The following is a 22,330-nucleotide window of genomic DNA, read 5'->3' as shown; positions in this document are numbered from 1 at the left end:
TTCTGTTCAGTGATGGCACGCTTGATAGCAATGCTGCCGTTGTGGCGCGTGCGGTGTTGGATCAAGGAACTGATGGTGACGATACCATTACTGGCACAGCCTTTGCCGACATTATCGACGGCGGCCTCGGCAACGACACGATCAGTGCGGGCTCTGGCGATGATTTCATAACTGGTGGTTTGGGCGATGATACGCTCACAGGTAGCTACGGGAGTGATCAGTTTATCTTTGCTGCCGATGATGGGGATGACGTCATTACAGACTTTGCGGATGGTACGGACTTCATTGTCTTCACTACTCCGGGATTGACAGAAAACGATATCCAGATCGACACAATGAGTGGCGATACTGTCGTTAACTATGGCGTCGATAGCAGCATTACTGTGAATAATACTGTGTTAACGATAGACGACTTCTTGTTTGCATAACGAAAGAAACAAATGGTGGCGTTTAGTCTTGTGAGCCCATCTGGGTGAAAGGCTCAACGCCACCGATAACCGCCTTGCTTACACACAGACGGTTTACTGACTCCTCATCAAATCAACGCCCAACTCAATTTCGACATCGCCACCAAGAATATTGAGGCAGGCGCGCGCCGTGACGCCTTTGATGTCAATGACCCGCACCGATTGGCCTTGCAAAGGGCCCTCGGTGATACGTGCACAATCACCAATCCCGAAATCCAAGCGTGCTTGCATCCGTCGCCGCACAGCGCCTGATACGCGGTCTCCGCTGAACTGTCGCATCATGCGCATCACAGTAGCGTCCGACATTTGAATTGGCCGCCCCCCCGTGCCCATCACGCCAGCCACCACATCAAACCCCATAAGCTCTTGCCAACGATGTTCATCAACGGGCCAGCCCACAAAGATCCAATCAGCCAGCAGCGGAACGGAGACCAAATGTTTTTCTTTGGTGAAACGGTTCTTGATCCGCTGAACCTTCTTCACGGGCAAAAACACTTCGAAACCAGCACGTTTCAACAAATGCTCAGGGAGGAAAACCCGTTTCCCCGTACCTTTCACAGTGCGGTAACCGATCTTACCGGCACGATCCGCGTACTTCGCTTTCTCAACGTCCACAATTGCCGTGCGTGGCCCACCATTGGCGTTGGGCTTCATCCGCACGGCGAACCATTGGATTTGACGGGCAGTTACTTCGGTCATTGCGTTCATACCCCTGCCCCATCAACCTGACCCATCGCAGCGATGTCACGGCACTTCTGCAGGGCGGCAAGACGGCGGGCGCGCCAAGCTGCGAGGTCAGGCGAAAGCTCATCGCCACGCGCCAAAGCCTCATCACTGCGGATCATGCGGGTTACGCTATCGCCCGCAGATTGCTTGATTTGGGTAATCACATAGGCATTCGGCCAGCGACGGTTTTTCTTAAGCTCGACCAGCAATTCCGGTGCCCAACCAGCGGCCAGGGCATCCACGCCAAGCTGCGATGATAACACCGCACGGATCAACGGGGATGCCTCGTCACTGGGCGACTGGATCTGGCCCGCCCATTCCAAGATGCGATTGGCAATCGGAAAACGATCACGGTCCTTGCCGCCCGCATTTGACGCGGCCTGCTCTTCGAGCGCCATCAGGTTGGGTGCGGACATATACGCCAGACGCGCACAAAGATCTTTGATCATCTCTTCGAATTGCGCCTTGGTCAGGCTACCCGGCTTTGCCAAACCCCGGCGCTGCAAAGGTTTAATCAAAACCGCATCAACGCGCTTTTCGCCATCGGCCTGTTTTGTGCTATCCATCCGCGCTTTCCTTTTCTCAGCAATTCTAAATTTCAGCTACACGCAAACCGTGCTTGTTGATTTCATCATCGGTCAGCAATGCGCCGTCGGCGATGCAGGCACGCACCCGTTGCCCAACAGCGCCAGCGTTGATCCGACCGCCGCCGCGAATGTGATCCGCAATCTGCCCGGCTTCGGATCGCTCATCAGCTGTGAAGAATGGTGCAGTTTTTGTCGCGCACGCTGTTCTTTTCCGGTTCTTTTCAGGTTCGTGTCTAGACGTCTGGACACGGGAACCCCCATTTTCTGGACACGGGATTGCCCGTTTTCTGGACACGGCTTTTGCCTGTTCCCGTGTCCGGATTCTGGACACGGCTTTCACATCATCTTGTGGTTTTTCATCATCGCACCCCAAGACGTAAAGCGTGCTCTTTTGCTTCTTTGTTTTCGCGTTTGAGCGCTGTATCCGACGAATGAAACCATCATCCTCAAGCGCCTTAAGATGCACATTCACACTTGCCCGCGACATCTCACACTCGCTCGCCAGAAGCGCCTGTGAGGGGTCACAGCGCTTGCTGTGGCGATTATGGCAGTCAGCGAGGAATACGAGGACAAGCTTCGCGGCAGGCTTGAGGCCTCGCTGATCAAATGCCCAACGGACAGCCTCAATACTCATGGTCAATCCCCCCATCGGATCGTGTTAATACGGCGGCCCCTGACTGATCCCGTGTCTGGATTCTGGACACGGGTTCTTCGGGCGCAACAGACAAGCCTGCCACTGGGTAGGGCGCGCCAAGGGGCTGATAGGCTTTGAGATGCTTTTCGATATCTGGAACATTTCGCAGTCGGTGCCAGCGCTGCTCAACAGCAATACGCGACCGCCCTAAGCTTTGGGCAATCTCAGAGAAATTTCGCCCCGCCGCTTTGGCCCGCACAAGCGCAAGATCGTCGCGCGGACACCAACGTGGATGAAAGATCGGTAAGAGGTGTTTGTGCAGCGACACCCGCTGCACAGATGACGGCTCTGTAGGCGCGATGGTCGCAGGCGGGTCTGCACACTCGCTTGCGGTTTCGCGCAGGCGCGTGGTGAGCCCGACACGATCTAATGCCCCACGCGACCGCGCATAAGATATCGCAGCACAAGACACGCCATACGCGCGCGCAGCCGCAGCCTGCGAGGGGTATGCCTTTCCACGAATAAGGATGGGATTCCCTCGCTTCTCTTGCGTTGTGCGGGTCATGCTGCTTCCTTTGCTTGATATGCCTCGGTGACGGCCTTTACGGCAGTCGCGAAGTGATCTGGGTCTTTCTCGATCCCAATGCCCCGCCGACCGTGCGCAATGCATGACAGCATGGCCGTGCCCGACCCCATGAACGGATCAAGCACGAGGTCGCCTTGGTGCGATGAATTCAGGATGTAATGTGAAAACAGTTCGACCGGCTTTTCTGTCGGATGATCGCTGCGACGCGGGGCATTCAACGTGAACAACTGCTTGGACCCGCAATCATTGATGCCCTTCGGGTCAGCCGCGCCCTTCCAAAAATACAGCGTGTACTCGAGGTGTTTCATGTACCAGCGATTACGAGTTGCGCGAACCTTGTCCCAAGCCAGCAGGTTATGGAATTGCCACCCTGCCCCCAGAAACGCGCCACCAGCGGCAAAGATGTTCTTGTCGTTCGACATCACGTAGCAATCAGCGTTGGCTGCGCATGCGCGGTACAATGGACCACCCATGTCATTCCAGGGGACAACATCCATCAGCGCACCATCGTTTGCGTAGGCCGCATGGGCAAAGATGCCGCCCATCGATTGCTCAGCCGTGCCGCCACTCGTAAGCAAATACGGGGGGTCGGTGACCACTAGATCGGCGCTCACATCTAGCTCTGGCAACACCTCAAGCATATCGCCCAAGATCAACCGGCAATCACCGATAGTGATCTCGTGGAAAGTATTAGACATGGCCAGCACCGCCCACCTGACAACGCGCCAATTCGTTCCGCACGTCGATTTCATGACAGATGAGCTTCTTAGCAATGATCGGCGCGTCAAACCCATGTGCAGCAAGGCGCGCAACCTCAGCCTGCCACCGCGCCCGTGGCGCCTCTGCATGGGCCCCAGATTTTAACGACCAAGGCTCTGCCAAAAGCGAAACTTGGCTATCGTCACGCCGTACACCCGCGCGGGTTGGCGGCAATGCGACTGGCTCCGGCACAGCGGTCCGGCGCAAGTTCCGTTTGGGATAGCAAAACCTAATCCCTGCCCGCTTGACCGTGTCAGCACTGCAGCCCATCGCCTTACCGATTTCAGCATAGGATAGCTTTGATGCCCATGCGTCTCGAAACGCCTGCGTATCTTTGATAACCATCGGCGCTTGCCGGCCATACGGGCGGGGCTTGAGACCAAGGCGTTTGACGTGAACCGATACTGCGCTCTTTGATGAACCAAAGCGCTCTGCAATCTGTCGCGTTGCTGCACCGGACGACCAGAGGCGCCGAAATTCATCATCATCGTATTTGATCGCCCTGGACATCAGCGCCGCCTCCTCATGTGAAATCCGCCTTTGCTGACGCGCTCAGGATGCCCGCCACCTCATCGTGACAGTTCAGCAGGCGGGACCGCAGCAACAGCCAATCGCGGGCCTCTGGCCAGCCATTGCGCGCGACCTCTGCAGGGTGGCGCAGTTCAACAAACAAAAAGGCATCAAGATAATCGACCAGTTGCAGGCGCATTGCCTCATCAAGCGTCAAGGGTTCCTTGAACCCCATCGCGCGCAGCACCTGACCTTCCAACGCGGCATGCGCCTTTACAAGATCACCACCACATTCTTTGAATGGGCGCGCCAGATCGCCAACGCGGCTCTCTGCTGCGTCATGCGTGACGGCGGCGCGGAGCAATTCAATCGAATGGTCAGGGAAAAGCGTGATCACCAGTTGCGCACAGCGGCCTTGGTGTCCGCAGTTGTAATCGTCGAAACAAGACATCGCCGGGTTCATATGCCAGCGGCGGGTAAATCCGGTCGCCCAAAGCGCATAGAGGCGGTTATCCAAACCCTCCAACCCCATATCTGCGCAAACAGTCAAAGGGCTATCCCCGCGCAAGTCTGGGCGCGCGGCATAAACCACGCGCCCAGTCCCAACAGGGAGGAGGTAGAGGGGCACATTGAACGCGACCGGCCACGCCCCCCCGGTATGACCTTCCCGGCGACCTTCGCCCCAAAAGGGAAAAGATTGCGGTCGCATGTGCTCAAAAAACTATGTGTAAAACCACGCGCATGACGCGTCACCAATAGCCCAGCAAAACCATGAACAAACGTGTCAAGCTTCTTAAGGGATAGGTTCCTTAACCTTGTTAGCCCTATCCGCGTCTGCCATCTTTGGCTTCTCACCGATTCATTTTGGCAAATGTCAGATTGAACTGGTGAGAAAATGCCGGACGACCGATTGGCACTCAGTCGCCCGGCTTGTGTAACTGCGACACACACATCGCAGCTAACAGCGACGACCGGACTGCAATCCGCCGCCGCACATGCCATAGGAAAGGACCTACCATGGCAATTGATAAGCATCCCCTGACCGGGGTGCCATTGAACCGTATCGAAATCAGCCGCAAGAGTCTCACCTTCGATGAGGCGATTACTGCTGTAATTTTGCGGCAAAAAGGTGACAGCTATCACAGTGTTGCGCAAAAGCTTGGCACCAATACCCATCGGGTTGGCGAGGTCTTTCGCGGTGATACACACCCCTGCGCGCGGCAAGTCGCGCTGGATATTCTTACCGGGAAACCGCTTCGAAAACGCACGAACTAACTTAAAAAAACGGGCACAGCGACGGGACATGTTGCTGTGCCCACAGTTGGCCGCGCGGTGGTTGATGCGCGGCGAGGCATTGGGGTTGAGGCGTTCATTCGGCACGCCCCGCAAGACGTGCACGCGCTTGCTCTAGTGCGACGATGGCTTCTTCGATTTCTTTAATTGCACAAACACGATCATCTGCGCTGCTGGATTGTTCAGCCGCCAAAATGGCCGATATGGCTTCTCCGTTTTCTTTGGCGATCACGCCCGTCAATGACATCAGGCAAATATCAGTGATCACCTCGTGAGCGTCTAAGCGCTTGACCATCATTTGCGTGATTGGGAATTGCTCGGACGCGTCTTCTAGCGCGATCACGTCTGCCACCGTCCAATCCAGCGCGCCGGACGCTTTCTTGCTGACGGTCCCCTTGCTGGAACCCCCGCCCCAACGCGCGTTGATCGTTGCAGCCACCGCGTCATAGCATCCAAACCAACCGACGATTGATTTCATATGGGCGCGGGAAAGCTTCAAAAGATCAGACATCCGAAACCCCGTTTCCTTTGCACACGGGCATCAATGCGGCACAACTGCAGTATGGAAAGGAAACTCGAAGTCAAAAGTCCAGTAAACGGGCCGCGTTCATGGTGCGGCCTCCTTGCTATTTGTCACGATATATTCGCTCAACCGATCAGCGATCCGAAGCGAACAAGTCCCACCATTCAAAAGACGCGAATAGAGTCGACTATTTCCAACGGCCCGCTCACAAACAGTAGAAGCTGCAAGGCCAGAGTTGACCGAAAATGCTTCAATCATTTTTATGATACGTTTTTCATTCATGCCCCATATGTGGACTTTTGTCCAATTCAAGTCAATGGACTTTTGTCCGCTACACCATCGTCCGCGAATAACTTATGCTCACAGCATGACTAAAACCTTCCGCGACGCTCTAGTTGAAATGCTTGAACAAACAAAAATGTCTGTTGCTGAGCTCGCGCGCGTTTCTGGTGTCTCCAAGGATCAACTCAATAAGTTACGTCAGCGCGAGACCGCCAAAACGAACGTAGAAGATGCCAGAAAAATTGCAGCGGCATTTGGGAAAACCCTGGACAACTTCATTGGTCACCCCATATCGAAAGAAGATGTTGATTTAGCAAAGACTCTTTCTCAGCTAGAACCTTCGGAACGCGAGTTTTTGCTAAACGCTGCAAAAGCTCAGATCGCCGCGCGCGGTCAAGCTCGGAAACAATCTGACAAAGATAGTCAATAATATCTTGGTTTTGCATTTACGCACCCCACCTGTATTTCAACAAACGGGGCGCATGGTCTCGCAGACGACCGATACGGCGTGTACCCTTGCAGCCAGAAACTATCTGATCACCACAAATCAATAATGGAACATTTGACGAACATCAACTACGCAACACCTCGAGGTTGCGGGTAACTTTACACTGCAATCTCGGGTATGATGTTGGATATATAGTAGAATCAGCGCAGACTGCACAGATTACTGTCCCGTGAATTAATGCAGTTGATTGAGGAATAATGGATATAGAGGCAAAATTCGCCGCCCTAGAGACGCGTATCGCCACCCTTGAGGCCGAAAAAGATGTTGCGCATAAGCGTGACGCACTGCTCTATAATATGGCGCTGTATGGACGCATATTAAGCAACCTTTCGACAATAAGGGCAATGAAAACACCCCTAAACCAACCTGCTAGCGAAGAAGAAGATAGAGAGCGCTCCGATCTCACTGAGAAATTTTCCGAAGCGAGCAGAGATGCACTGGCACTCATATGGCCGGAGGACGAGAAATGAGCGAATTCCCCCAAAAGCCAAGCGCAGATATCATTCACCTCGTTTCAAATAATTTGAAAGGCGGCGGCGGCGGTGGTACACATGACGGCATGGAACATCGTGTATCATCACTAGAGAATGACCTGCGCGCAATGCGGAAAGACATGACCGACATCAAGGTCACGCTCGCGGAAGTGAATGCAAAGCTTGACAGCAAAATAGATTACAAGTGGCTGGCAGTCTATGTTTTGGGCATCATTGCTGTAATCCTGCGCAGTGAAATAGCGTCTATGTTCACCAACAGCTAATCGACCCACCCAGTTAGATAAATCAACCCGCCATTGCGCGGGTTTTTTTGTGTGAAAATTTTCACGCTCATGCGAAAGGGACTTTTGTCCATTATATTGTTGACGTGGACTTTTGTCCATACTAGCGTGCATCCATCAAATGGAGAACGCCAAATGCAAAAGCAAAACACAGCCCAAGCTAGCGACATCGCCGGAAACCCGCAGTGGTTTCACTCTCGCAATCTTCGCACGCTCGCATGGGCAGCGCTGAAAGCTGCACGCGGCCAAACCATCCGCCAGCACCGCCTGCAGGCAATGTCGCAAGCTACTGATCAGCAGGTGGCACGATGACCACGCAACTGCTGAACAACCCTCTGTCGGACTTCCTTGTGTGCCTCTCGCGCTGCGGCTGCGACGGCCATCAAGATGCATTCATGAACGCGGTCATGGAAAATGGCGGAACCTACGTACCGCCTGCCAGCACCGACACGTCTAGCCACATGTTCGAAATCAGCCTGCACAATGTCAGTGCCTTTGGCGCGACCGAGGCTGAGACAATCCGCAACTGGATCATATCCGCCAATGCCGTTGCCGCGCAGATCGAAGACGACGGCTTTATCACCGCGCACCCGCCCGTTGGCGGGACCAACCAACAAGGACGGTTCCAATGATGACTTTACCAATGGGTGCCCTCGTTGCCCAACTTCTTGACGAAGCAAACGTGCGGGCGCGGGCTAACCCTGCACCAACACGGCCTGCGTGCGCAAAATGAACAGCCCCGCCCCGACCACCACTCACACGACGACAGCGGGCAAGCCCCCCAAGCGTTGCGAAATTGCGCAGCGCTTGGGTTGGGCGCGTGGGGTTTTGGACGATATCGAAATCCACTCAGACGCCCGCATCCGTCGCGCCTGCAAAACGATCTTAAACGACAGCCGCGATCATGCCGAACGCCAGCTTGCCACTGATCTATGGCGGATGGTGAACGACAAAGGCGAGGTCAAGAAATGACATCGCAACAACGCAAACCATTCAACGCGCTCGAGCCCGCACAACAAGCGGGCATCCTGTGCAACGACCCGCAATTCCAAAAGTTTGCCGCAACACGCAGCGGTCTGCCCGACCAGCAGTTCAGCACCAGTGCCGCTGCGCAATACCTGCGCGACTGCTGCCAAATCAAAAGCCGCCGTCAGCTGGCCAGCGACCCAACCGCCCGCACCCAATTTCAGATGCTGCGCACCGAGTTCGACGCTTGGGCGGGCCGCATTCAATCCCCGAGATAAATCATGCCCGACGCAATCAAATGTACAGCGGCACCCACTACACAAGCCTCGCCAACCATTGGCCACAACAGCCAGCAAGCCACTGACACAAATGAACCTTTCGGCCTGCGGGCCGCTTGGTTGCATTTCGCAAACGTTGTCGAACTTCGCCGTTTGGCAAAACTGCATGGCCGCATCAACCGCCGCAAGCAAAGCCTCGACGAACTGATCGCCGAACGCCAACGCATCATGAACCGCTGCATCCGGCGCATGCGCCGCCAACAAGGAAAGAATTGAACGATGACATATTCCTGCACGTTGCCAAGATTTCTAAGCGATACATCAGATCACCGCATGACCATTCTTCAGGATGATGGCGCAAACAGACACATCCGGTTTTCGAAATCGAATTCCAGCACCTACCGCTTTGACCTGCACACTTGGCCGGGCTTCTTATGCATTACGGGTGATTGTGGATCATACGTTTTCTCACGCCTGTACGACATGTTTGAGTTCTTTGACCACAGCAAGCGCGATCCGCACGACATCAACCCAAGCTATTGGGGGCAAAAGCTGGAATCCATCGACAAGAACGGCGGGTACAAATCATTTAGTCGTGACAAGTTTCAGGCTTTGGTAAAGGAGCATTTCGCCGATTTTGAATTCGATGACAAGGCGCACCGCCGCGCAGTCAAAGCGGCCCTAAAGAGTGAAGATTGGGGCGGCAATATCGAAAGCATGGACGAAGCCTATCGCTTCTTTGATCACATAGACCTTGATGCCAATCCATACGGCACTTGGGATGGCAGTAACTTTCGCATTGATGAATTGTGGGACCATGACCTTGATGAATTCACATTCCGATACATTTGGTGCTGTCGTGCGATCCGTTGGGGCATTCGCCAGTACCGTTTAGGCGGTGATCGATTTGATCGACAGGCCAAGTTGGATGCGTCGATCTTAACGGGCGCTCTGTGATGGACGGCAAGCCAATCCCCAAAACACAGCAAACCCACAAATGCGGCAACAGTGTCAGCCCGCCAGTCGGGGCGGCGTTCGTGGCTGCGAATTGCGCAGACCTGAGAGAGGCCTAGCCATGCAACCAACATTGATCGCCGTGGACCCAGCGGCCATTGAAAATCTAACGGCGGAGATTAAACGCCTTCATCAGCGTTTGGACGCAGTTGAAATGACACCACGCCCCGACTGGGTAACTGTAAAAGAGTATGCGGCCCACATCGGTCGTAGCCTTCGCACGGTCACTAGACGGATCGATGCTGGAGAGTTGGAAGCTCGAAACGAATGCGGCGTTCGGATGGTCCGACTCAATCAAGGCGCTTCGCGATAGATGCAGCTGGCTCATTATAGTAGGTCATCAATTGCGAAATGTTCTTATGCCCAACCATCCGGGCCAAATCCAAGACGTCCAGTTTTCGCGCCAATCGCGTGATCGCAGAGTGCCTTGCATCGTGAAACGTCAGCCCCTCAATGCCCGCGCGATCCCGAAGCTTGCGCCAAAGAGCATCCCTCGTCGCCGCATCCAAATCGAATATTGGATCGGCACGCGGCAAAGCAAGCAACAACCGAACCGCCTCACTTGATAGCGGCACGTCACGCGCCGTACCATTTTTTGTGATCGGTAGATGCGCCACCCGGTTGTCTATATCTACATTGCCCCAAGTCAGCCCTAGCAACTCCCCCGACCGCATCGCCGTTTCAATAGCGAATAGGAATGCATGAAATGCGCGCGCCGTGGCCTTAGTTAGATCGGTACCAGCAGAGATTGAAAGCGCTTCCAGCTCACGCTCTGTCACGAGACGATCACGAGGACGCGCGGGCTTTGGGCGTCTCACATCGATCAACGGATTGCTGGTCATATAGCCCCACTCCTGTCGGGCAATAGTAAGGACACCGGATATCAGGCCGAGTTCGCGAGTGACCGTCCCGCCCGCTACAGTCTCCAACCTCTTGTCCCGCCACGTGGCAAAGTCGGACGCCTTAAGCGCGGTCAATTCAATGCCAGCAAACGGCTCCTTGCGCAAACGCCTCAGGCGTAAAACTTCCCAATGCTCCCCGCGCTTGCGCGGAGATACCTCGCGGGCATACCGCAGAAACGCCTCCCCCAAGGTCACACTTCTTTCAGTCACTTCGACGTTAAGAATTAAATGTTCTTCGCGCGCAGCCCAGTCTTTGGCCTCCTGTCGAGACTTAAATGACTTGGATTTTCTGATTCCTTGACGCGCAATTTGAGCCTGCCAACGCCCTGACGGTAATTTCTTGATGCTGGACATTACGAATCCTTGGGAATTTATTCGTAATGAATTGGCAAAACGTGCCTGCAAAGCAAGGACAAACGACCTTGCGCCCTGTGCGTGACGCCAGCTTTGTCTATGTTTGTCTGGGGAATGATGTCACCGGGTGACATTACTGGTGCCGATGGAGAGACTCGAACTCTCACGATATTACTATCGGGGGATTTTGAATCCCCTGCGTCTACCATTCCGCCACATCGGCCAGTGCGGACCTCCTAATGCGGTGCGCGGGCGGCGTCAATCAGTGGAATGCAGATTCATGCAAATATTCCGACTGCTTGACCCTGCGCCCTCATCATGGCCTAACACGTGGAACTTGCGAAGGGTCGATAAATGTTGCGCAGCCTTTATGAATGGACGTTGTCATTGGCGCAATCGCGCTATGCGCTTTGGGCGTTGGCCTGTGTCGCCTTTGTGGAATCATCGTTCTTCCCGATTCCGCCAGATGTCTTGATGATTCCAATGATTATCGCCCGCCCGTCCCGCGCGTTTTTGATCGCCGCAGTGGCGACCGCTTCTTCGGTTCTTGGCGGGATGTTTGGTTATTATATTGGCTTTGCTTTGATGGAGAGCGTCGGGCAGCCAATTTTGGATTTCTACGGCAAAGGGCATTACTTCGAAGAATTCGCGGTGAAATATAATGAATGGGGCGCGTGGGCTGTGTTGACAGCAGGCGTCACCCCCTTCCCGTTCAAGGTCATCACGATCGCGTCAGGGGTCACGCAACTGTCATTCCCTGTCTTCGTGGTTTCTGCCATCATCGCCCGTGCGCTGCGCTTCTTTTTAGTGGCCGCGCTTTTATGGAAATTCGGCGAGCCGATCCGCGACTTTATCGAACGCCGTTTGGGGCTGATGTTTATTCTTTTTTGCGTGCTCTTGCTGGGCGGGTTCGCGCTTGTGGGGCTGCTATGACGCGTAATCTGATGGTTTTGATTGCTGCAGGTGGATCGGCCGCACTAATGGCCGGAGCCTATGTCTTTCAAGCGCTTGGCTACCCACCCTGCGCTATGTGCCTTTGGCAGCGCTACCCGCACGTTATTGCGATTGTGATCGGGCTTTTAGCGTGGAAAACCCGTGGAAACTTCCTTCCCACTTTGGGCGCCGTTGCTGCAGCGACGACCGGATCGATCGGGTTTTACCATATGGGTGTCGAACGCGATTGGTGGGAAGGCCCATCTAGCTGCACGGGCAGCGGTGGCGTTTTGGACGGTCTTGATGGGGCTGGATTGCTTGCGATTGAAGGCCCGAAAGTGATCATGTGCGACCAAGTTTCTTGGGCCTTCATGTCACTGTCGATGCCAACGTGGAATGGAATTTTCTCGTTTGTCTTGGTCGGATTTTGGATCGCCGCGATTAAGCTGAACGACGGGACGATAAAAGCAGGCTAGTCTCAGAACGGGTCACGCCTTCTAATCGCCGGATCGCAAAAAGCACCTGATCGAATTCTTCCAATGTGCTGGCGCTGATTTCGGCGATCAAATCCCAAGTCCCATTGGTGGAATGGACCATTTGCACCTGCGACATACGGGTGAGGCTTTTCCAAATTTTTTCGGTCCCGCGCCCGGCAATTTCCACCATCATCAACCCGCGTACCGGATCAGGCCGCACATCCGAGCGGGTGACAACCGAAAACCCCACGATTTCGCCTCCTGCCACCAGCCGGTCAAGCCTGCTGCGCACAGTGCTGCGTGTAACGCCCAATTCTGCTGCAAGCTCTGATAAAGAGGCCCGACCGTTGCGGCGTAAAGCCCCAATCAGCTGATTATCCATTTCGTCCATTTTAACTACTCAATATGTCAGGTTTGAATGCATTTTGTACGATTTGTTCCCTGTTGGCACCCGCTTTTTTGCGCGATGCTTCGGCATGACACAAAAACACTGCATATTAATTGGGGCCCCGGTGGACTGCGGCAAGCGCACACGTGGCTGTATCATGGGGCCTGACGCCTATCGCACCGCAGGGATATCCGAGGCGATCACCGCGCTTGGCCATTCCCTAGAGGATTTGGGCAACCTTGCCCCTGCTGCGGTGGATGTGGCGCCGCCATCCAATCCGCTGGTTTATGCGCTGGCGGAAAATGTCGGTTGGACCAAAACGCTTATGGAAACCGCGCACAAAAATGCCCCGCGTGGGATGCCGATTTTTCTAGGCGGAGATCATGCGCTTGCCGCTGGTACGGTTGCAGGCATGGCCGCGCATGCTGCAGATCAAGACCGCCCGTTCTTTGTGCTTTGGCTGGACGCGCATAGCGATATTCACACGCCGGACACCACGGATAGCGGCAATCTGCATGGCACGCCGATGGGCTATGTCACTGGCCGCGATGGGTTTGACGCCTTCCCACCCCTTTCCGCACCCGTTGATCCGGCCAATATTTGTATGATTGGCCTACGCTCTGTGGATGCCGCAGAAAATGCGGTGCTTGCTGACGGCGCTGTAACGCTTGTGGATATGCGGATGATCGACGAACAAGGGATCAGCGCGCCACTGCAAACCTTCCTTGACCGCGTCGCTGCGGTAGATGGGATGCTGCATGTCTCACTGGATGTCGATTTTCTCGACCCATCGGTCGCCCCAGCGGTGGGCACCACTGTTCCCGGCGGCGCAACGGTGCGCGAAGGGCATTTGGTGATGGAAATGCTGTCTGATTCCGGGCTGGTGACATCGCTCGATTTGGTTGAGCTTAACCCGTTCCTAGATGATCGCGGCCAGACCGCAAACCTGATGGTAGACCTGACAGCATCGCTGCTCGGTCGCCGTGTCTTTGACCGCCCAACCCGGAGTATTTCATGACCCTCAAAGCCTCAGAGCTGGCGCTTGTGCCATTTGTCAGCGTCGACAATATGATGCGGCTTGTTCATAGCATCGGCATAGAGACCTTTATGGCCGATCTTTCGCGCGAGATCGAATCCGACTTTCGCCGGTGGGAACTGTTCGACAAAACGCCGCGTGTCGGCAGCCATTCAGATGTTGGGGTCATCGAACTGATGCCGACATCGGACGGAACCCACTATGGGTTCAAATATGTAAACGGCCACCCTAAAAACATGAAAGAAGGGCTGCAAACTGTCACCGCCTTTGGAGTGCTTTCGGATGTCTATACGGGCTATCCGATTTTATTCTCGGAAATGACTGTCCTGACCGCCCTGCGGACCGCTGCCACCTCTGCAATGGCGACAAAGCAACTGGCCCGCACGGAGTCAAAAACAATGGCCATGATTGGCAATGGCGCGCAGTCTGAGTTCCAATGCCTCGCAATCAAAGCGGTTTGCGGCATCAGTGATATTCGCCTCTATGATATTGACCCGGCCGCAACCGAAAAATGCGCCAATAACCTTGCAGGGCTTGGGTTTACCATCACAACATGCACCACCCCTGAAGATGCTATCGAAGGTGCGGATGTCATTACCGTGGCGACGGCTGACAAAGATATGCAAACTATTCTGACCGATAACATGGTTGGCGCTGGCGTGCATATCAACGCGATTGGCGGCGATTGCCCCGGCAAGACTGAATTGCACCGCGATATTGTCGCGCGTTCGTCTGTTTTTGTGGAATACCCGCCCCAAACCCGGATCGAAGGCGAAATCCAGCAGATGCCCGATGACCACCCGGTCACAGAGCTATGGCAAGTCATCACCGGCGCAGAAAAAGGACGCAGTACCAGCGATGAGGTGACGCTATTTGATGGTGTCGGCTTTGCAATCGAGGATTTTAGCGCCCTGCGTTACGTCCACAATCAGATTAAAGACACACCGTTTTATGTCGATATTGATCTGGTGGCTGACCCCGATGATCCGCGTGACTTGTTTGGGATGATTAAACGCGCTGGCTAAGCGTGGAATTTTGCCAATTTTTAAGTCTTTATAACAGTGGGTTATGATGCCCAATCGCATCCTAACCCGACGCATCTGCATCGCCCATTGCACCCTATATCAAGTGTCTGATAGGATATCGTGAACGAGATATAGCAGCATGCATAATAACGGGCGGTCCACGTGAACGATACTCCTCAAACCCCTGAAAATGATGATGAAAACACGCCAGCGGCCTATGTGTATGACGGCCCGGCTGTCACCATCGAGCACGAGCTGAAAACCAGCTACCTTGATTACGCGATGAGCGTGATTGTTTCGCGTGCGATCCCGGACCTGCGTGATGGGCTGAAACCTGTGCATCGCCGCATTCTGTACGGAATGAACGAAGCCGGGAATACGTCGGATAAATCCTACCGCAAATCTGCGCGGTCTGTCGGTGACGTGATGGGGAAATACCACCCGCACGGCGATAGCGCGATCTATGATGCGCTGGTACGGATGGCACAAGATTTTTCGATGTCGCTCAAGCTGTTGGATGGTCAGGGCAACTTTGGTTCTATGGATGGCGACCGCGCCGCCGCGATGCGTTATACCGAAGTGCGCATGGATAAACCGGCCGCATTCCTGCTCGCTGACATCGATAAAGACACCGTCGATTTTCAAGATAACTACGACGGCAAAGACCGCGAACCTACTGTTTTACCAGCACGTTTTCCGAACATGCTGGTCAATGGTGCGGGGGGTATTGCCGTTGGTATGGCAACAAATATTCCGCCGCATAACCTTGGCGAAGTCATCACAGCGACACTTGCGTTAATCGATGAACCTGATCTGACATCAGAGCAATTGATTGAATATGTCCCTGCCCCTGATTTCCCAACTGGCGGGATCATTTTGGGCCGCTCCGGCGCGCACAAAGCCTATCTTGAAGGGCGTGGTTCGGTCATCGTTCGGTCCAAAACCCACATCGAAGAAATACGCAAAGATCGCTATGCCATCGTCATCGACGAAATTCCCTATCAGGTGAATAAGGCCGCGATGATCGACAAAATCGCCGAATCCGCCCGCGACAAACGGATCGAAGGCATCGCACACGTCCAAGACGAATCTGACCGAAACGGTGTCCGGGTCGTTGTCGAACTCAAACGCGACGCCACGGCCGAGGTTGTGCTGAACCAATTGTTCCGCTTTACGCCAATGCAGACCTATTTCGGCTGTAACATGCTGGCGTTGAATGGCGGCAAGCCCGAACAATTGACGCTGCGCGTGTTCCTAACCTCCTTTATCGATTTCCGTGAAGATGTGGTCGCGCGCCGTACCGCGTTTGAGCTGCGTAAAGCCCGCGAACGGGCGCATATTTTATGTGGTCTGGCTGTTGCTGTCACCAATATCGACGAAATCGTTGCGACGATCAGGTCCTCTATTGATGCTGCAACCGCGCGCGAGGCATTGATGACCCGTCGTTGGCCTGCGGAAACGATCCTTGAATATATCGCCCTGATCGATGACCCAACACACACGGCAAATGATGACGGCACCTATAATCTGTCTGAAACCCAAGCCCGCGCCATCCTTGAATTGCGTCTGCAACGTTTGACCCAAATTGGCGTCAAAGAAGTGACTGATGAGCTTCAAGAACTCGCCGGTAAGATCCGGGAATATCTTGAAATTCTTGGATCACGTGACCGGATCATGCAGATCATCCGCGATGAATTGAACGAAGTCCGCGAAAAATTCGCTGTCCCACGCCGTACTGAAATCGTCGACTGGGCTGGCGATATGGACGACGAAGACCTGATTGAACGCGAAGACATGGTCGTGACGGTCACTTCCGGCGGTTATATCAAGCGCACAGCGCTTGCCGATTTCCGGGCGCAACGGCGCGGCGGTAAAGGCCTGTCGTCTATGGGCACCAAAGAAGAAGATGTCGTAACGACCCTGTTTGTGGCCAATACGCATACGCAACTGCTGTTCTTTACGACGGATGGCATGGTCTACAAACTGAAAACTTGGCGCCTGCCGTTGGGCAGCCGAACAGCCAAAGGCAAGGCAATCGTCAACATCTTGCCGATCCCTACAGGTGTATCAATCGCTGCCATCATGCCGGTCGACAGACCCGAGGAAGAATGGGAAGACCTACAGGTCGTCTTTGCGACCTCTGCCGGAACTGTGCGCCGTAACAAGTTGTCAGACTTCACAAATGTTATGCGCAACGGCAAGATCGCGATGAAATTTGAGGACGATCATGCCGAAACAACCCTGATCAACGCACGCATCGCATCAAACGATGACGACGTGATGCTTGTCACTGATTCAGGTCGCGCGATCCGTTTCCCTGCCACAGATGTGCGTGTGTTTAATTCACGCGCATCAGTTGGTGTGCGTGGGATCAAACTGCAAGGTAACGACACAGTCGTATCGATGTCGATCATCAGCCATTTTGAAGCCGAAGCATCTGAACGTGCCGCATATTTGAAAATGCGCCGCGCAATGGCCGGGCTTGCTGATGATGCGGAAACAGATGATGAAGACGAGGCGGCACCTGGCGCGATCAGCCAAGAACGCTATGCGGAAATGTCAGCAGCCGAAAACTTGATCCTAACAATCACGTCGCAGGGGTCCGGTAAATTGTCATCCAGCCACGATTATCCCGTGCGCGGACGTGGCGGCATGGGAGTTGCCGCAATGGACAAAGCGATGCGCGGCGGGCCGTTGGTCACTTCGTTCCCTGTTGAAACCTCTGATCAGATTATGTTGGTCACATCGACGGGCCAATCGATCCGCGTGCCCATCGAAGGCATCTCATTCCGCTCACGCGGTGCTGGCGGCGTCAAAGTCTTTGACACAGGTAAAGGTGAAACCGTTGTCAGCGTGGCCTGGATCGCAGATCAGGGTGATGAAGAGGAAGACGACGAAGGCTAATTGCGCGATAGCGTTTAAGGCGCGTATTCCCCCTGCCGGTTTCAGCCCGCAGGGGTTATCTTATGAGTGATATTTTTGGCTTTGCCTAATGGCGTGTCAAAAATGAAACAGTTGCGATATAGAATTACCGCTTGTTGCCCACACCGAAAATCAGCCTTAGATTGCAACTACAAGAAGAAAATCAGGCAGATTATACAATGAGCAACAAGACATTTTTGACGGCGCTTTTGGCAGCATTAGCGACGACACCAGCTATGGCACAGGGCCTTCAATTGAAGGCAGCATCAATAGACGCAAGCATCGATTCAGCTATCGAAGACGATGTTGATGCGTATCAATCCACGCTTAAAGGCACAGCTGAATTTGCGATCACGCCAAACATTTTAGTTGGCGCTAGCCTTGGCTTATTTAGCCATGGTGGTGATCTCTATGAAACATCTGATGCTGACTCTACGAATATGACCCTCCACGCGATGTATATGTACACTCCCACAACCGGGATTGGCGTGTTCGCTGCCACCGAGGCGTATGATGGGTTAGACGACAATATTAATACCGTTGGTTTCGAATTTGGAATGCGCAACGGGAACATCGCACTTGACGGTTACTATGGTCTGACAGACTTAGAAGCGTACAACGGCGATGACTTCACATTTGGTGGTTTGTCGGCTTCGTACATCACAGAACAAGGCTTCGCGTTTGCATTAAATTATGACGCCTTTACGCCAATTGAAGGCGTAACAGACGGTGGGGAATATCTTGATGGGAAGAAAAATGACCTATCCGTCAGCGCAGGTTATGCATTAGAAAATGGCGTAAACCTATCTGCATCACTTGGCCGCCTAAGCTCATCCGCCACGGGCGATGATGGCACGAGATACTACAATGAAGACCCAGTAGGTTATGTTGGATTCAACGTTGGTTACAACTTTGGTGCGGCGGGCGGCACGTTGACAGATGTTCGGTCATTCGGCGATCTCGGCTCATTCTGATCTGAACACAGTCGATCAGAATATGTTTTATCGGAGACCCGCAGTATTTTGCTGCGGGTCTCTTCTTTTGCGCAAGGTCCATCTACATCCTCCCTACAAAAAACACACTGAATATCATCGGCGGCGTCAAAGTTTTTGACACAGGCAAAGGTGAAACCGTTGTCGGCGTGGCCTGGATCGCAGGCCAGGGTGATGAAGAGGAAGACGGCGAAGGCTAGTTGATCTCACGTTTGCTTTAGTTTTTGTGAGTATAAGTAGGGATTTTCCTACTTTCATTTTGCGAAACCTGACGTTAGGTAACCAATTATTCATAATTTAATGAGTGGTGATCAATTTTGACCGCCGAAAATCTCATAAACTGACCTTATTTAGGGTCACTAACTAGGAGACGAACCATGACTAAGAATTTTTTACTCGCAACAACTTGCCTTGTTGTTGGGGCGACAAGCGCGAGCGCACTTGAATTTACCGGCGCTACAATTGGCGCTGAATACATGGCGTATACCAGCTCAGACTTAGACGACGTAACCTCACTCGGATTTTCAAGCGAGCTCGAATTTTCACTCGCTCCCAGCTTTTCTATGGCGTTGAACATGTCGCGCGAAAGCTTAGACGTTGATGGCGTGCCGTTTGATCTCACGTCTTCAGATATTTCCCTGCACGGGATTTATAGCGTGAACGACGCCGTAAAAGTCGGCGCATTTGTCGCCCAAAACGGTTTTTTCTACTACGATTCAGATAGCTATGGGATTGAAGCCGCTTATGATGGCGGATCATATAATGTAGCTGGCTATATTGGTGCTGCCGATTTCGCAATTGCAGACGAGACAATGACACTGTTCGGATTGAACGGTGATTACGCGTTCGCCAACGGTTTTGGCGTCCAAGCTGCCGTCGATGTCATCGATTTCCAAGACTTTGATGTCACTGTTGCAACCTCAACTATTGGTGCAACCTACGATTTTGGGAACGGTGTATCAATTTCAGCTGATCTCGGCCGCATCGATTATGATGATGGTGGCTTCTCTGACGAAGAAACCTTTGTTTCTGTTGGCACGACCTTTGCGTTTGGCCCAGAGGGTGGCACCACATTTAGAACGCCTAAGGGTTACGACCTATTCTTCTTCTAGTCTGAAGATAATTGCGTTTGAAAATAGTTTACAAAAGCCCCGTGGGAAACCTCGGGGCTTTTCATTTTTATGCGCGCGCACTACACGACGCCTATGAAAAACACACTGAATATCATCGGCGGCGGCATGGCCGGATCAGAGGCAGCGTGGCAAGCCGCGAATGCAGGCATGAACGTGGTTATCCATGAAATGCGCCCTAAGGTCGAAACCTTTGCGCACCGCACTGGGAACCTTGGCGAAATGGTCTGCTCAAACTCGTTCCGTTCCGACGATCATGAACAAAATGCTGTCGGGCTGCTGCATTGGGAAATGCGCGCGGCTGATGGGCTAATTATGCAGACGGCTGAGAAACACCGCATTCCTGCGGGTGGTGCCTTGGCTGTTGATCGCGATCCCTTTGCAGAAAGTGTGACTGCGGCGCTCAAAGCCCATCCAAATATCACGATTTCTTATGATGAGATCACCGCCCTGCCCGAAGATGGTCATTGGATCATTGCAACGGGACCGTTGACCTCAGGTGCGCTTGCCGAAGCGATCCAGGCCGAAACCAGCGCAGAGGCGCTTGCTTTCTTTGACGCAATTGCCCCCATTGTTTACCACGAAAGCATAAATATGGATGTCGCGTGGATGCAATCGCGCTACGACAAAGGCGAGACCGTCGAAGAGCAAACCGCCTATCTAAATTGCCCGATGACCAAAGACCAATATGAGGCCTTTATCGACGCGCTTTTAGCGGCGGATAAGACGGAATTCAAAGAGGGCGAAACCGCAGGTTACTTTGATGGCTGCTTGCCGATTGAGGTGATGGCCGAACGTGGCCGCGAAACCTTGCGCTTTGGCCCGATGAAGCCTGTGGGGCTTACCAATGCGCATGACCCTGACACCAAACCCCATGCCGTCGTGCAGCTGCGCCGCGATAACGCGCTTGGCACACTATACAACATCGTTGGCTTCCAGACCAAGATGAAATACGGCGCGCAAAAGGATGTTTTCAAAACAATTCCTGCGCTTGAAGATGCTGAATTTGCGCGACTGGGCGGTATCCACCGCAACACATTCATCAATTCGCCAACATTGCTTGACGCACAAATGCGGCTGCGTTCACGTCCCAATATTCGTTTCGCAGGTCAGATTACAGGCGTTGAAGGCTACGTGGAAAGTGCTGCGATGGGGCTGCTTGCCGGACGTATGGCCGTTGCTGAAATCATTGGAAAATCTGTGCCAGCGGTGCCGAACACCACGGCAATGGGCGCACTTGTGACACATATTACAGGCGGGGCCGAGGCGAAGACATTCCAGCCGATGAACGTGAATTTTGGGCTATTTCCGCCGCTCGAAGGTGCGAAAAATGGACGGCGCAACCGCAAAACGCGTTATAAAGGCTATACCGACCGGGCCAAGCTGGATTGGCAAAACTGGCTGGATCAGATCGCTTAGATGATCACGCGGTTTGCCCCTTCGCCAACAGGTCCGTTGCATCTGGGGCACGCCTACTCCGCGCTCACCGTTTGGGGCGTGGCACAGCGCCACGCAGGCACTGCGCTCTTGCGGATCGAAGACACTGATCGCGCCCGCGCAAAACCTATTTTTGAAAATGGGATCTACGATGATTTGCGCTGGCTTGGGTTAGAATGGCCGGCCCCTGTGCGGCGTCAATCAGATCACCTGGCCGATTACGAAGCTGTGCTCGCAACGCTCGGCGCGCGTGGCTTGCTGTACCCGTGTAGCTGCAGCCGGCGCGATATTGTGAACGCCGGTGCAAAATCCGGTGCCGAAGGGCTGGTTTACCCGGGTACATGTCGAAAGCGGTCGATGGATTCGGCCAATCCGGGCGACGCAATTCGGCTCAATATCGCCACAGGCCTTGATCAGTTGGGGCCGCTACGCAGCTTTGTTGAACGCGGCTCTGGACTGCCAGTAAAACACCAGATTTCACCCGCTTTCTTGCGTGATAGCTTCGGCGATCCGGTTCTCAAACGTAAAGACAGCGGCGACATTGCCTACCACCTTGCCTGCGTCCATGACGATGCGCTCCAAAATATCACCCATGTCGTGCGCGGTATGGATCTTTGGGCGCTGACACCGTTTCAGGTTTTTTTACAACAGCTTATGGGCTGGGAGACACCGCAATACCTGCACCACGCTCTCATCACCGACGCGGACGGAAAACGCCTCGCGAAAATTGACCGCTCAAGGGCACTGTCCAAATACCGGTCCGAAGGCGCATCCCCAAATGACATCCGCGAGATGATCAATCTTCCCCTATCATCTTGCTAAAAATA

General features: G+C 53.7%; 30 protein-coding genes and 1 tRNA gene. 20 read left to right on the top strand and 11 right to left on the bottom strand.

Features of this window, described 5'->3' with window-relative positions:
- The coding region (locus tag Yoon_RS17945; protein ID WP_370642147.1) for a calcium-binding protein at positions 1-428 on the top strand (428 nt) is incomplete at its 5' end.
- 93 nt (positions 429-521) lie between these two features.
- Here Yoon_RS17945 and Yoon_RS08535 read toward each other — a convergent pair.
- From Yoon_RS08535 to Yoon_RS08505, 7 genes are read right to left on the bottom strand one after another with little or no spacing between them, the layout of a single operon-like run.
- A complete protein-coding gene (locus tag Yoon_RS08535; RefSeq protein WP_238111721.1) occupies positions 522-1,175 on the bottom strand; it encodes a transcription termination/antitermination protein NusG in 654 nt (217 codons plus the stop codon).
- The gene (locus Yoon_RS08530) at positions 1,172-1,759 is read right to left on the bottom strand and encodes a hypothetical protein (RefSeq protein WP_238111720.1); all 588 of its coding nucleotides are present in this window, start codon (positions 1,757-1,759) and stop codon (positions 1,172-1,174) included. The genes Yoon_RS08535 and Yoon_RS08530 overlap by 4 nt, the downstream gene beginning before the upstream one ends.
- A 25-nt stretch (positions 1,760-1,784) precedes the next feature.
- Positions 1,785-2,414, bottom strand: a complete 630-nt coding sequence (locus Yoon_RS08525; RefSeq protein ID WP_255698732.1) for a helix-turn-helix domain-containing protein — start codon at positions 2,412-2,414, stop codon at positions 1,785-1,787.
- A complete protein-coding gene (locus Yoon_RS08520; protein WP_238111718.1) occupies positions 2,404-2,979 on the bottom strand; it encodes a hypothetical protein in 576 nt (191 codons plus the stop codon). Before Yoon_RS08520 ends, Yoon_RS08525 begins: the two co-directional genes overlap by 11 nt.
- Complete coding sequence (locus Yoon_RS08515; protein ID WP_238111717.1) at positions 2,976-3,698, bottom strand: DNA methyltransferase; 723 nt, start codon at positions 3,696-3,698, stop codon at positions 2,976-2,978. Before Yoon_RS08515 ends, Yoon_RS08520 begins: the two co-directional genes overlap by 4 nt.
- Positions 3,691-4,269 (bottom strand): hypothetical protein, encoded by a 579-nt coding sequence (locus Yoon_RS08510; RefSeq protein WP_238111716.1) that lies wholly within the window; start codon positions 4,267-4,269, stop codon positions 3,691-3,693. The genes Yoon_RS08515 and Yoon_RS08510 overlap by 8 nt, the downstream gene beginning before the upstream one ends.
- A 13-nt stretch (positions 4,270-4,282) precedes the next feature.
- Entirely contained in the window at positions 4,283-4,819 is a 537-nt protein-coding gene (locus tag Yoon_RS08505; RefSeq protein ID WP_238111715.1) for a hypothetical protein, read from the bottom strand.
- Positions 4,820-5,286: 467 nt separating this feature from the next.
- Between Yoon_RS08505 and Yoon_RS08500 the strand changes: the two genes are divergently transcribed.
- Positions 5,287-5,544, top strand: coding sequence for a hypothetical protein (locus tag Yoon_RS08500; RefSeq protein ID WP_238111713.1), 258 nt, complete (start codon positions 5,287-5,289; stop codon positions 5,542-5,544).
- A 94-nt stretch (positions 5,545-5,638) separates the two neighbouring features.
- Here Yoon_RS08500 and Yoon_RS08495 read toward each other — a convergent pair whose 3' ends face one another.
- Positions 5,639-6,073 carry a hypothetical protein gene (locus Yoon_RS08495; protein WP_238111712.1) on the bottom strand — a complete coding sequence of 145 codons (435 nt, stop codon included), beginning with the start codon at positions 6,071-6,073 and terminating at the stop codon, positions 5,639-5,641.
- Between the two features lie 379 nt (positions 6,074-6,452).
- Here Yoon_RS08495 and Yoon_RS08490 point away from each other — a divergent pair, with 379 nt between their 5' ends.
- The 9 genes from Yoon_RS08490 (at position 6,453) to Yoon_RS08450 (ending at position 9,851) form a co-directional block, all read left to right on the top strand.
- The gene (locus Yoon_RS08490) at positions 6,453-6,797 is read left to right on the top strand and encodes a helix-turn-helix transcriptional regulator (protein WP_238111711.1); all 345 of its coding nucleotides are present in this window, start codon (positions 6,453-6,455) and stop codon (positions 6,795-6,797) included.
- 275 nt (positions 6,798-7,072) lie between these two features.
- A complete protein-coding gene (locus tag Yoon_RS08485; protein WP_238111710.1) occupies positions 7,073-7,345 on the top strand; it encodes a hypothetical protein in 273 nt (90 codons plus the stop codon).
- Positions 7,342-7,632 carry a hypothetical protein gene (locus tag Yoon_RS08480; RefSeq protein WP_238111709.1) on the top strand — a complete coding sequence of 97 codons (291 nt, stop codon included), beginning with the start codon at positions 7,342-7,344 and terminating at the stop codon, positions 7,630-7,632. Before Yoon_RS08485 ends, Yoon_RS08480 begins: the two co-directional genes overlap by 4 nt.
- Positions 7,633-7,785: 153 nt before the next feature.
- Positions 7,786-7,962: a hypothetical protein gene (locus tag Yoon_RS08475; protein WP_238111708.1), complete on the top strand. Its 177-nt coding sequence runs from the start codon at positions 7,786-7,788 to the stop codon at positions 7,960-7,962.
- Positions 7,959-8,282 (top strand): hypothetical protein, encoded by a 324-nt coding sequence (locus Yoon_RS08470; protein WP_238111707.1) that lies wholly within the window; start codon positions 7,959-7,961, stop codon positions 8,280-8,282. The genes Yoon_RS08475 and Yoon_RS08470 overlap by 4 nt, the downstream gene beginning before the upstream one ends.
- A 97-nt stretch (positions 8,283-8,379) precedes the next feature.
- Complete coding sequence (locus Yoon_RS08465; RefSeq protein WP_238111706.1) at positions 8,380-8,622, top strand: hypothetical protein; 243 nt, start codon at positions 8,380-8,382, stop codon at positions 8,620-8,622.
- The gene (locus Yoon_RS08460; protein ID WP_238111705.1) at positions 8,619-8,894 is read left to right on the top strand and encodes a hypothetical protein; all 276 of its coding nucleotides are present in this window, start codon (positions 8,619-8,621) and stop codon (positions 8,892-8,894) included. Before Yoon_RS08465 ends, Yoon_RS08460 begins: the two co-directional genes overlap by 4 nt.
- A 3-nt stretch (positions 8,895-8,897) precedes the next feature.
- Complete coding sequence (locus Yoon_RS08455) at positions 8,898-9,170, top strand: hypothetical protein (RefSeq protein ID WP_238111704.1); 273 nt, start codon at positions 8,898-8,900, stop codon at positions 9,168-9,170.
- A gap of 57 nt (positions 9,171-9,227) precedes the next feature.
- Complete coding sequence (locus tag Yoon_RS08450; RefSeq protein ID WP_238111703.1) at positions 9,228-9,851, top strand: hypothetical protein; 624 nt, start codon at positions 9,228-9,230, stop codon at positions 9,849-9,851.
- A 347-nt stretch (positions 9,852-10,198) separates the two neighbouring features.
- Here Yoon_RS08450 and Yoon_RS08445 read toward each other — a convergent pair whose 3' ends face one another.
- Positions 10,199-11,215, bottom strand: a complete 1,017-nt coding sequence (locus tag Yoon_RS08445) for a site-specific integrase (protein WP_238111702.1) — start codon at positions 11,213-11,215, stop codon at positions 10,199-10,201.
- An 86-nt stretch (positions 11,216-11,301) separates the two neighbouring features.
- Positions 11,302-11,387, bottom strand: a tRNA-Leu gene (locus Yoon_RS08440).
- A gap of 131 nt (positions 11,388-11,518) precedes the next feature.
- Here Yoon_RS08440 and Yoon_RS08435 point away from each other — a divergent pair.
- The gene (locus Yoon_RS08435; RefSeq protein ID WP_238111701.1) at positions 11,519-12,097 is read left to right on the top strand and encodes a YqaA family protein; all 579 of its coding nucleotides are present in this window, start codon (positions 11,519-11,521) and stop codon (positions 12,095-12,097) included.
- Positions 12,094-12,573 carry a disulfide bond formation protein B gene (locus Yoon_RS08430; protein ID WP_238111700.1) on the top strand — a complete coding sequence of 160 codons (480 nt, stop codon included), beginning with the start codon at positions 12,094-12,096 and terminating at the stop codon, positions 12,571-12,573. The genes Yoon_RS08435 and Yoon_RS08430 overlap by 4 nt, the downstream gene beginning before the upstream one ends.
- On the opposite strand, the gene Yoon_RS08425 is transcribed toward Yoon_RS08430, so the two are convergent.
- Positions 12,539-12,964: an Lrp/AsnC family transcriptional regulator gene (locus Yoon_RS08425; protein WP_238111699.1), complete on the bottom strand. Its 426-nt coding sequence runs from the start codon at positions 12,962-12,964 to the stop codon at positions 12,539-12,541. The genes Yoon_RS08430 and Yoon_RS08425 overlap by 35 nt on opposite strands.
- A gap of 85 nt (positions 12,965-13,049) precedes the next feature.
- Between Yoon_RS08425 and rocF the strand changes: the two genes are divergently transcribed.
- From rocF to gluQRS, 7 genes are all read left to right on the top strand, one after another.
- Positions 13,050-13,979 (top strand): arginase, encoded by a 930-nt coding sequence (gene rocF / locus Yoon_RS08420; RefSeq protein WP_238111698.1) that lies wholly within the window; start codon positions 13,050-13,052, stop codon positions 13,977-13,979.
- Positions 13,976-15,022: an ornithine cyclodeaminase gene (locus Yoon_RS08415; protein ID WP_238111697.1), complete on the top strand. Its 1,047-nt coding sequence runs from the start codon at positions 13,976-13,978 to the stop codon at positions 15,020-15,022. Before rocF ends, Yoon_RS08415 begins: the two co-directional genes overlap by 4 nt.
- 162 nt (positions 15,023-15,184) lie before the next feature.
- Positions 15,185-17,926, top strand: coding sequence for a DNA gyrase subunit A (gene gyrA / locus Yoon_RS08410; RefSeq protein WP_238111696.1), 2,742 nt, complete (start codon positions 15,185-15,187; stop codon positions 17,924-17,926).
- 197 nt (positions 17,927-18,123) lie between these two features.
- On the top strand, positions 18,124-18,918 hold the full coding sequence (locus tag Yoon_RS08405) for a hypothetical protein (protein WP_238111695.1): 795 nt from the start codon (positions 18,124-18,126) through the stop codon (positions 18,916-18,918).
- 395 nt (positions 18,919-19,313) lie between these two features.
- Entirely contained in the window at positions 19,314-20,048 is a 735-nt protein-coding gene (locus Yoon_RS08400) for a hypothetical protein (RefSeq protein ID WP_238111693.1), read from the top strand.
- A gap of 93 nt (positions 20,049-20,141) precedes the next feature.
- Positions 20,142-21,485: a methylenetetrahydrofolate--tRNA-(uracil(54)-C(5))-methyltransferase (FADH(2)-oxidizing) TrmFO gene (trmFO, locus tag Yoon_RS08395; RefSeq protein ID WP_238111692.1), complete on the top strand. Its 1,344-nt coding sequence runs from the start codon at positions 20,142-20,144 to the stop codon at positions 21,483-21,485.
- The gene (gene gluQRS, locus Yoon_RS08390; protein ID WP_238111691.1) at positions 21,486-22,325 is read left to right on the top strand and encodes a tRNA glutamyl-Q(34) synthetase GluQRS; all 840 of its coding nucleotides are present in this window, start codon (positions 21,486-21,488) and stop codon (positions 22,323-22,325) included.
- Positions 22,326-22,330 lie beyond the last annotated feature (5 nt).

This window comes from Yoonia sp. I 8.24 (assembly GCF_022096995.1).
Classification (GTDB): domain Bacteria; phylum Pseudomonadota; class Alphaproteobacteria; order Rhodobacterales; family Rhodobacteraceae; genus Yoonia.
Note: the sequence above shows the minus strand (reverse complement) of the source record. Positions and strands in the feature narration are given on the sequence as shown.

Excerpts from the sequence above, each read along its gene's own strand:
- Yoon_RS08405 (WP_238111695.1), top strand. The coding sequence starts at position 18,124 with ATGAGCAACAAGACATTTTTGACGGCGCTTTTGGCAGCATTAGCGACG.
- Yoon_RS08415 (WP_238111697.1), top strand. The coding sequence starts at position 13,976 with ATGACCCTCAAAGCCTCAGAGCTGGCGCTTGTGCCATTTGTCAGCGTC.
- Yoon_RS08480 (WP_238111709.1), top strand. The coding sequence starts at position 7,342 with ATGAGCGAATTCCCCCAAAAGCCAAGCGCAGATATCATTCACCTCGTT.
- Yoon_RS08520 (WP_238111718.1), bottom strand. The coding sequence starts at position 2,979 with ATGACCCGCACAACGCAAGAGAAGCGAGGGAATCCCATCCTTATTCGT.
- Yoon_RS08525 (WP_255698732.1), bottom strand. The coding sequence starts at position 2,414 with ATGAGTATTGAGGCTGTCCGTTGGGCATTTGATCAGCGAGGCCTCAAG.
- Yoon_RS08460 (WP_238111705.1), top strand. The coding sequence starts at position 8,619 with ATGACATCGCAACAACGCAAACCATTCAACGCGCTCGAGCCCGCACAA.
- Yoon_RS08465 (WP_238111706.1), top strand. The coding sequence starts at position 8,380 with ATGAACAGCCCCGCCCCGACCACCACTCACACGACGACAGCGGGCAAG.
- Yoon_RS08455 (WP_238111704.1), top strand. The coding sequence starts at position 8,898 with ATGCCCGACGCAATCAAATGTACAGCGGCACCCACTACACAAGCCTCG.
- Yoon_RS08400 (WP_238111693.1), top strand. The coding sequence starts at position 19,314 with ATGACTAAGAATTTTTTACTCGCAACAACTTGCCTTGTTGTTGGGGCG.
- Yoon_RS08485 (WP_238111710.1), top strand. The coding sequence starts at position 7,073 with ATGGATATAGAGGCAAAATTCGCCGCCCTAGAGACGCGTATCGCCACC.
- Yoon_RS08515 (WP_238111717.1), bottom strand. The coding sequence starts at position 3,698 with ATGTCTAATACTTTCCACGAGATCACTATCGGTGATTGCCGGTTGATC.
- Yoon_RS08495 (WP_238111712.1), bottom strand. The coding sequence starts at position 6,073 with ATGTCTGATCTTTTGAAGCTTTCCCGCGCCCATATGAAATCAATCGTC.
- Yoon_RS08435 (WP_238111701.1), top strand. The coding sequence starts at position 11,519 with ATGTTGCGCAGCCTTTATGAATGGACGTTGTCATTGGCGCAATCGCGC.
- gluQRS (WP_238111691.1), top strand. The coding sequence starts at position 21,486 with ATGATCACGCGGTTTGCCCCTTCGCCAACAGGTCCGTTGCATCTGGGG.
- Yoon_RS08530 (WP_238111720.1), bottom strand. The coding sequence starts at position 1,759 with ATGGATAGCACAAAACAGGCCGATGGCGAAAAGCGCGTTGATGCGGTT.
- Yoon_RS08450 (WP_238111703.1), top strand. The coding sequence starts at position 9,228 with ATGACCATTCTTCAGGATGATGGCGCAAACAGACACATCCGGTTTTCG.
- Yoon_RS08510 (WP_238111716.1), bottom strand. The coding sequence starts at position 4,269 with ATGTCCAGGGCGATCAAATACGATGATGATGAATTTCGGCGCCTCTGG.
- Yoon_RS08475 (WP_238111708.1), top strand. The coding sequence starts at position 7,786 with ATGCAAAAGCAAAACACAGCCCAAGCTAGCGACATCGCCGGAAACCCG.
- trmFO (WP_238111692.1), top strand. The coding sequence starts at position 20,142 with ATGAAAAACACACTGAATATCATCGGCGGCGGCATGGCCGGATCAGAG.
- rocF (WP_238111698.1), top strand. The coding sequence starts at position 13,050 with ATGACACAAAAACACTGCATATTAATTGGGGCCCCGGTGGACTGCGGC.
- Yoon_RS08425 (WP_238111699.1), bottom strand. The coding sequence starts at position 12,964 with ATGGACGAAATGGATAATCAGCTGATTGGGGCTTTACGCCGCAACGGT.
- Yoon_RS08470 (WP_238111707.1), top strand. The coding sequence starts at position 7,959 with ATGACCACGCAACTGCTGAACAACCCTCTGTCGGACTTCCTTGTGTGC.
- Yoon_RS08500 (WP_238111713.1), top strand. The coding sequence starts at position 5,287 with ATGGCAATTGATAAGCATCCCCTGACCGGGGTGCCATTGAACCGTATC.
- Yoon_RS08430 (WP_238111700.1), top strand. The coding sequence starts at position 12,094 with ATGACGCGTAATCTGATGGTTTTGATTGCTGCAGGTGGATCGGCCGCA.
- Yoon_RS08535 (WP_238111721.1), bottom strand. The coding sequence starts at position 1,175 with ATGAACGCAATGACCGAAGTAACTGCCCGTCAAATCCAATGGTTCGCC.
- Yoon_RS08490 (WP_238111711.1), top strand. The coding sequence starts at position 6,453 with ATGACTAAAACCTTCCGCGACGCTCTAGTTGAAATGCTTGAACAAACA.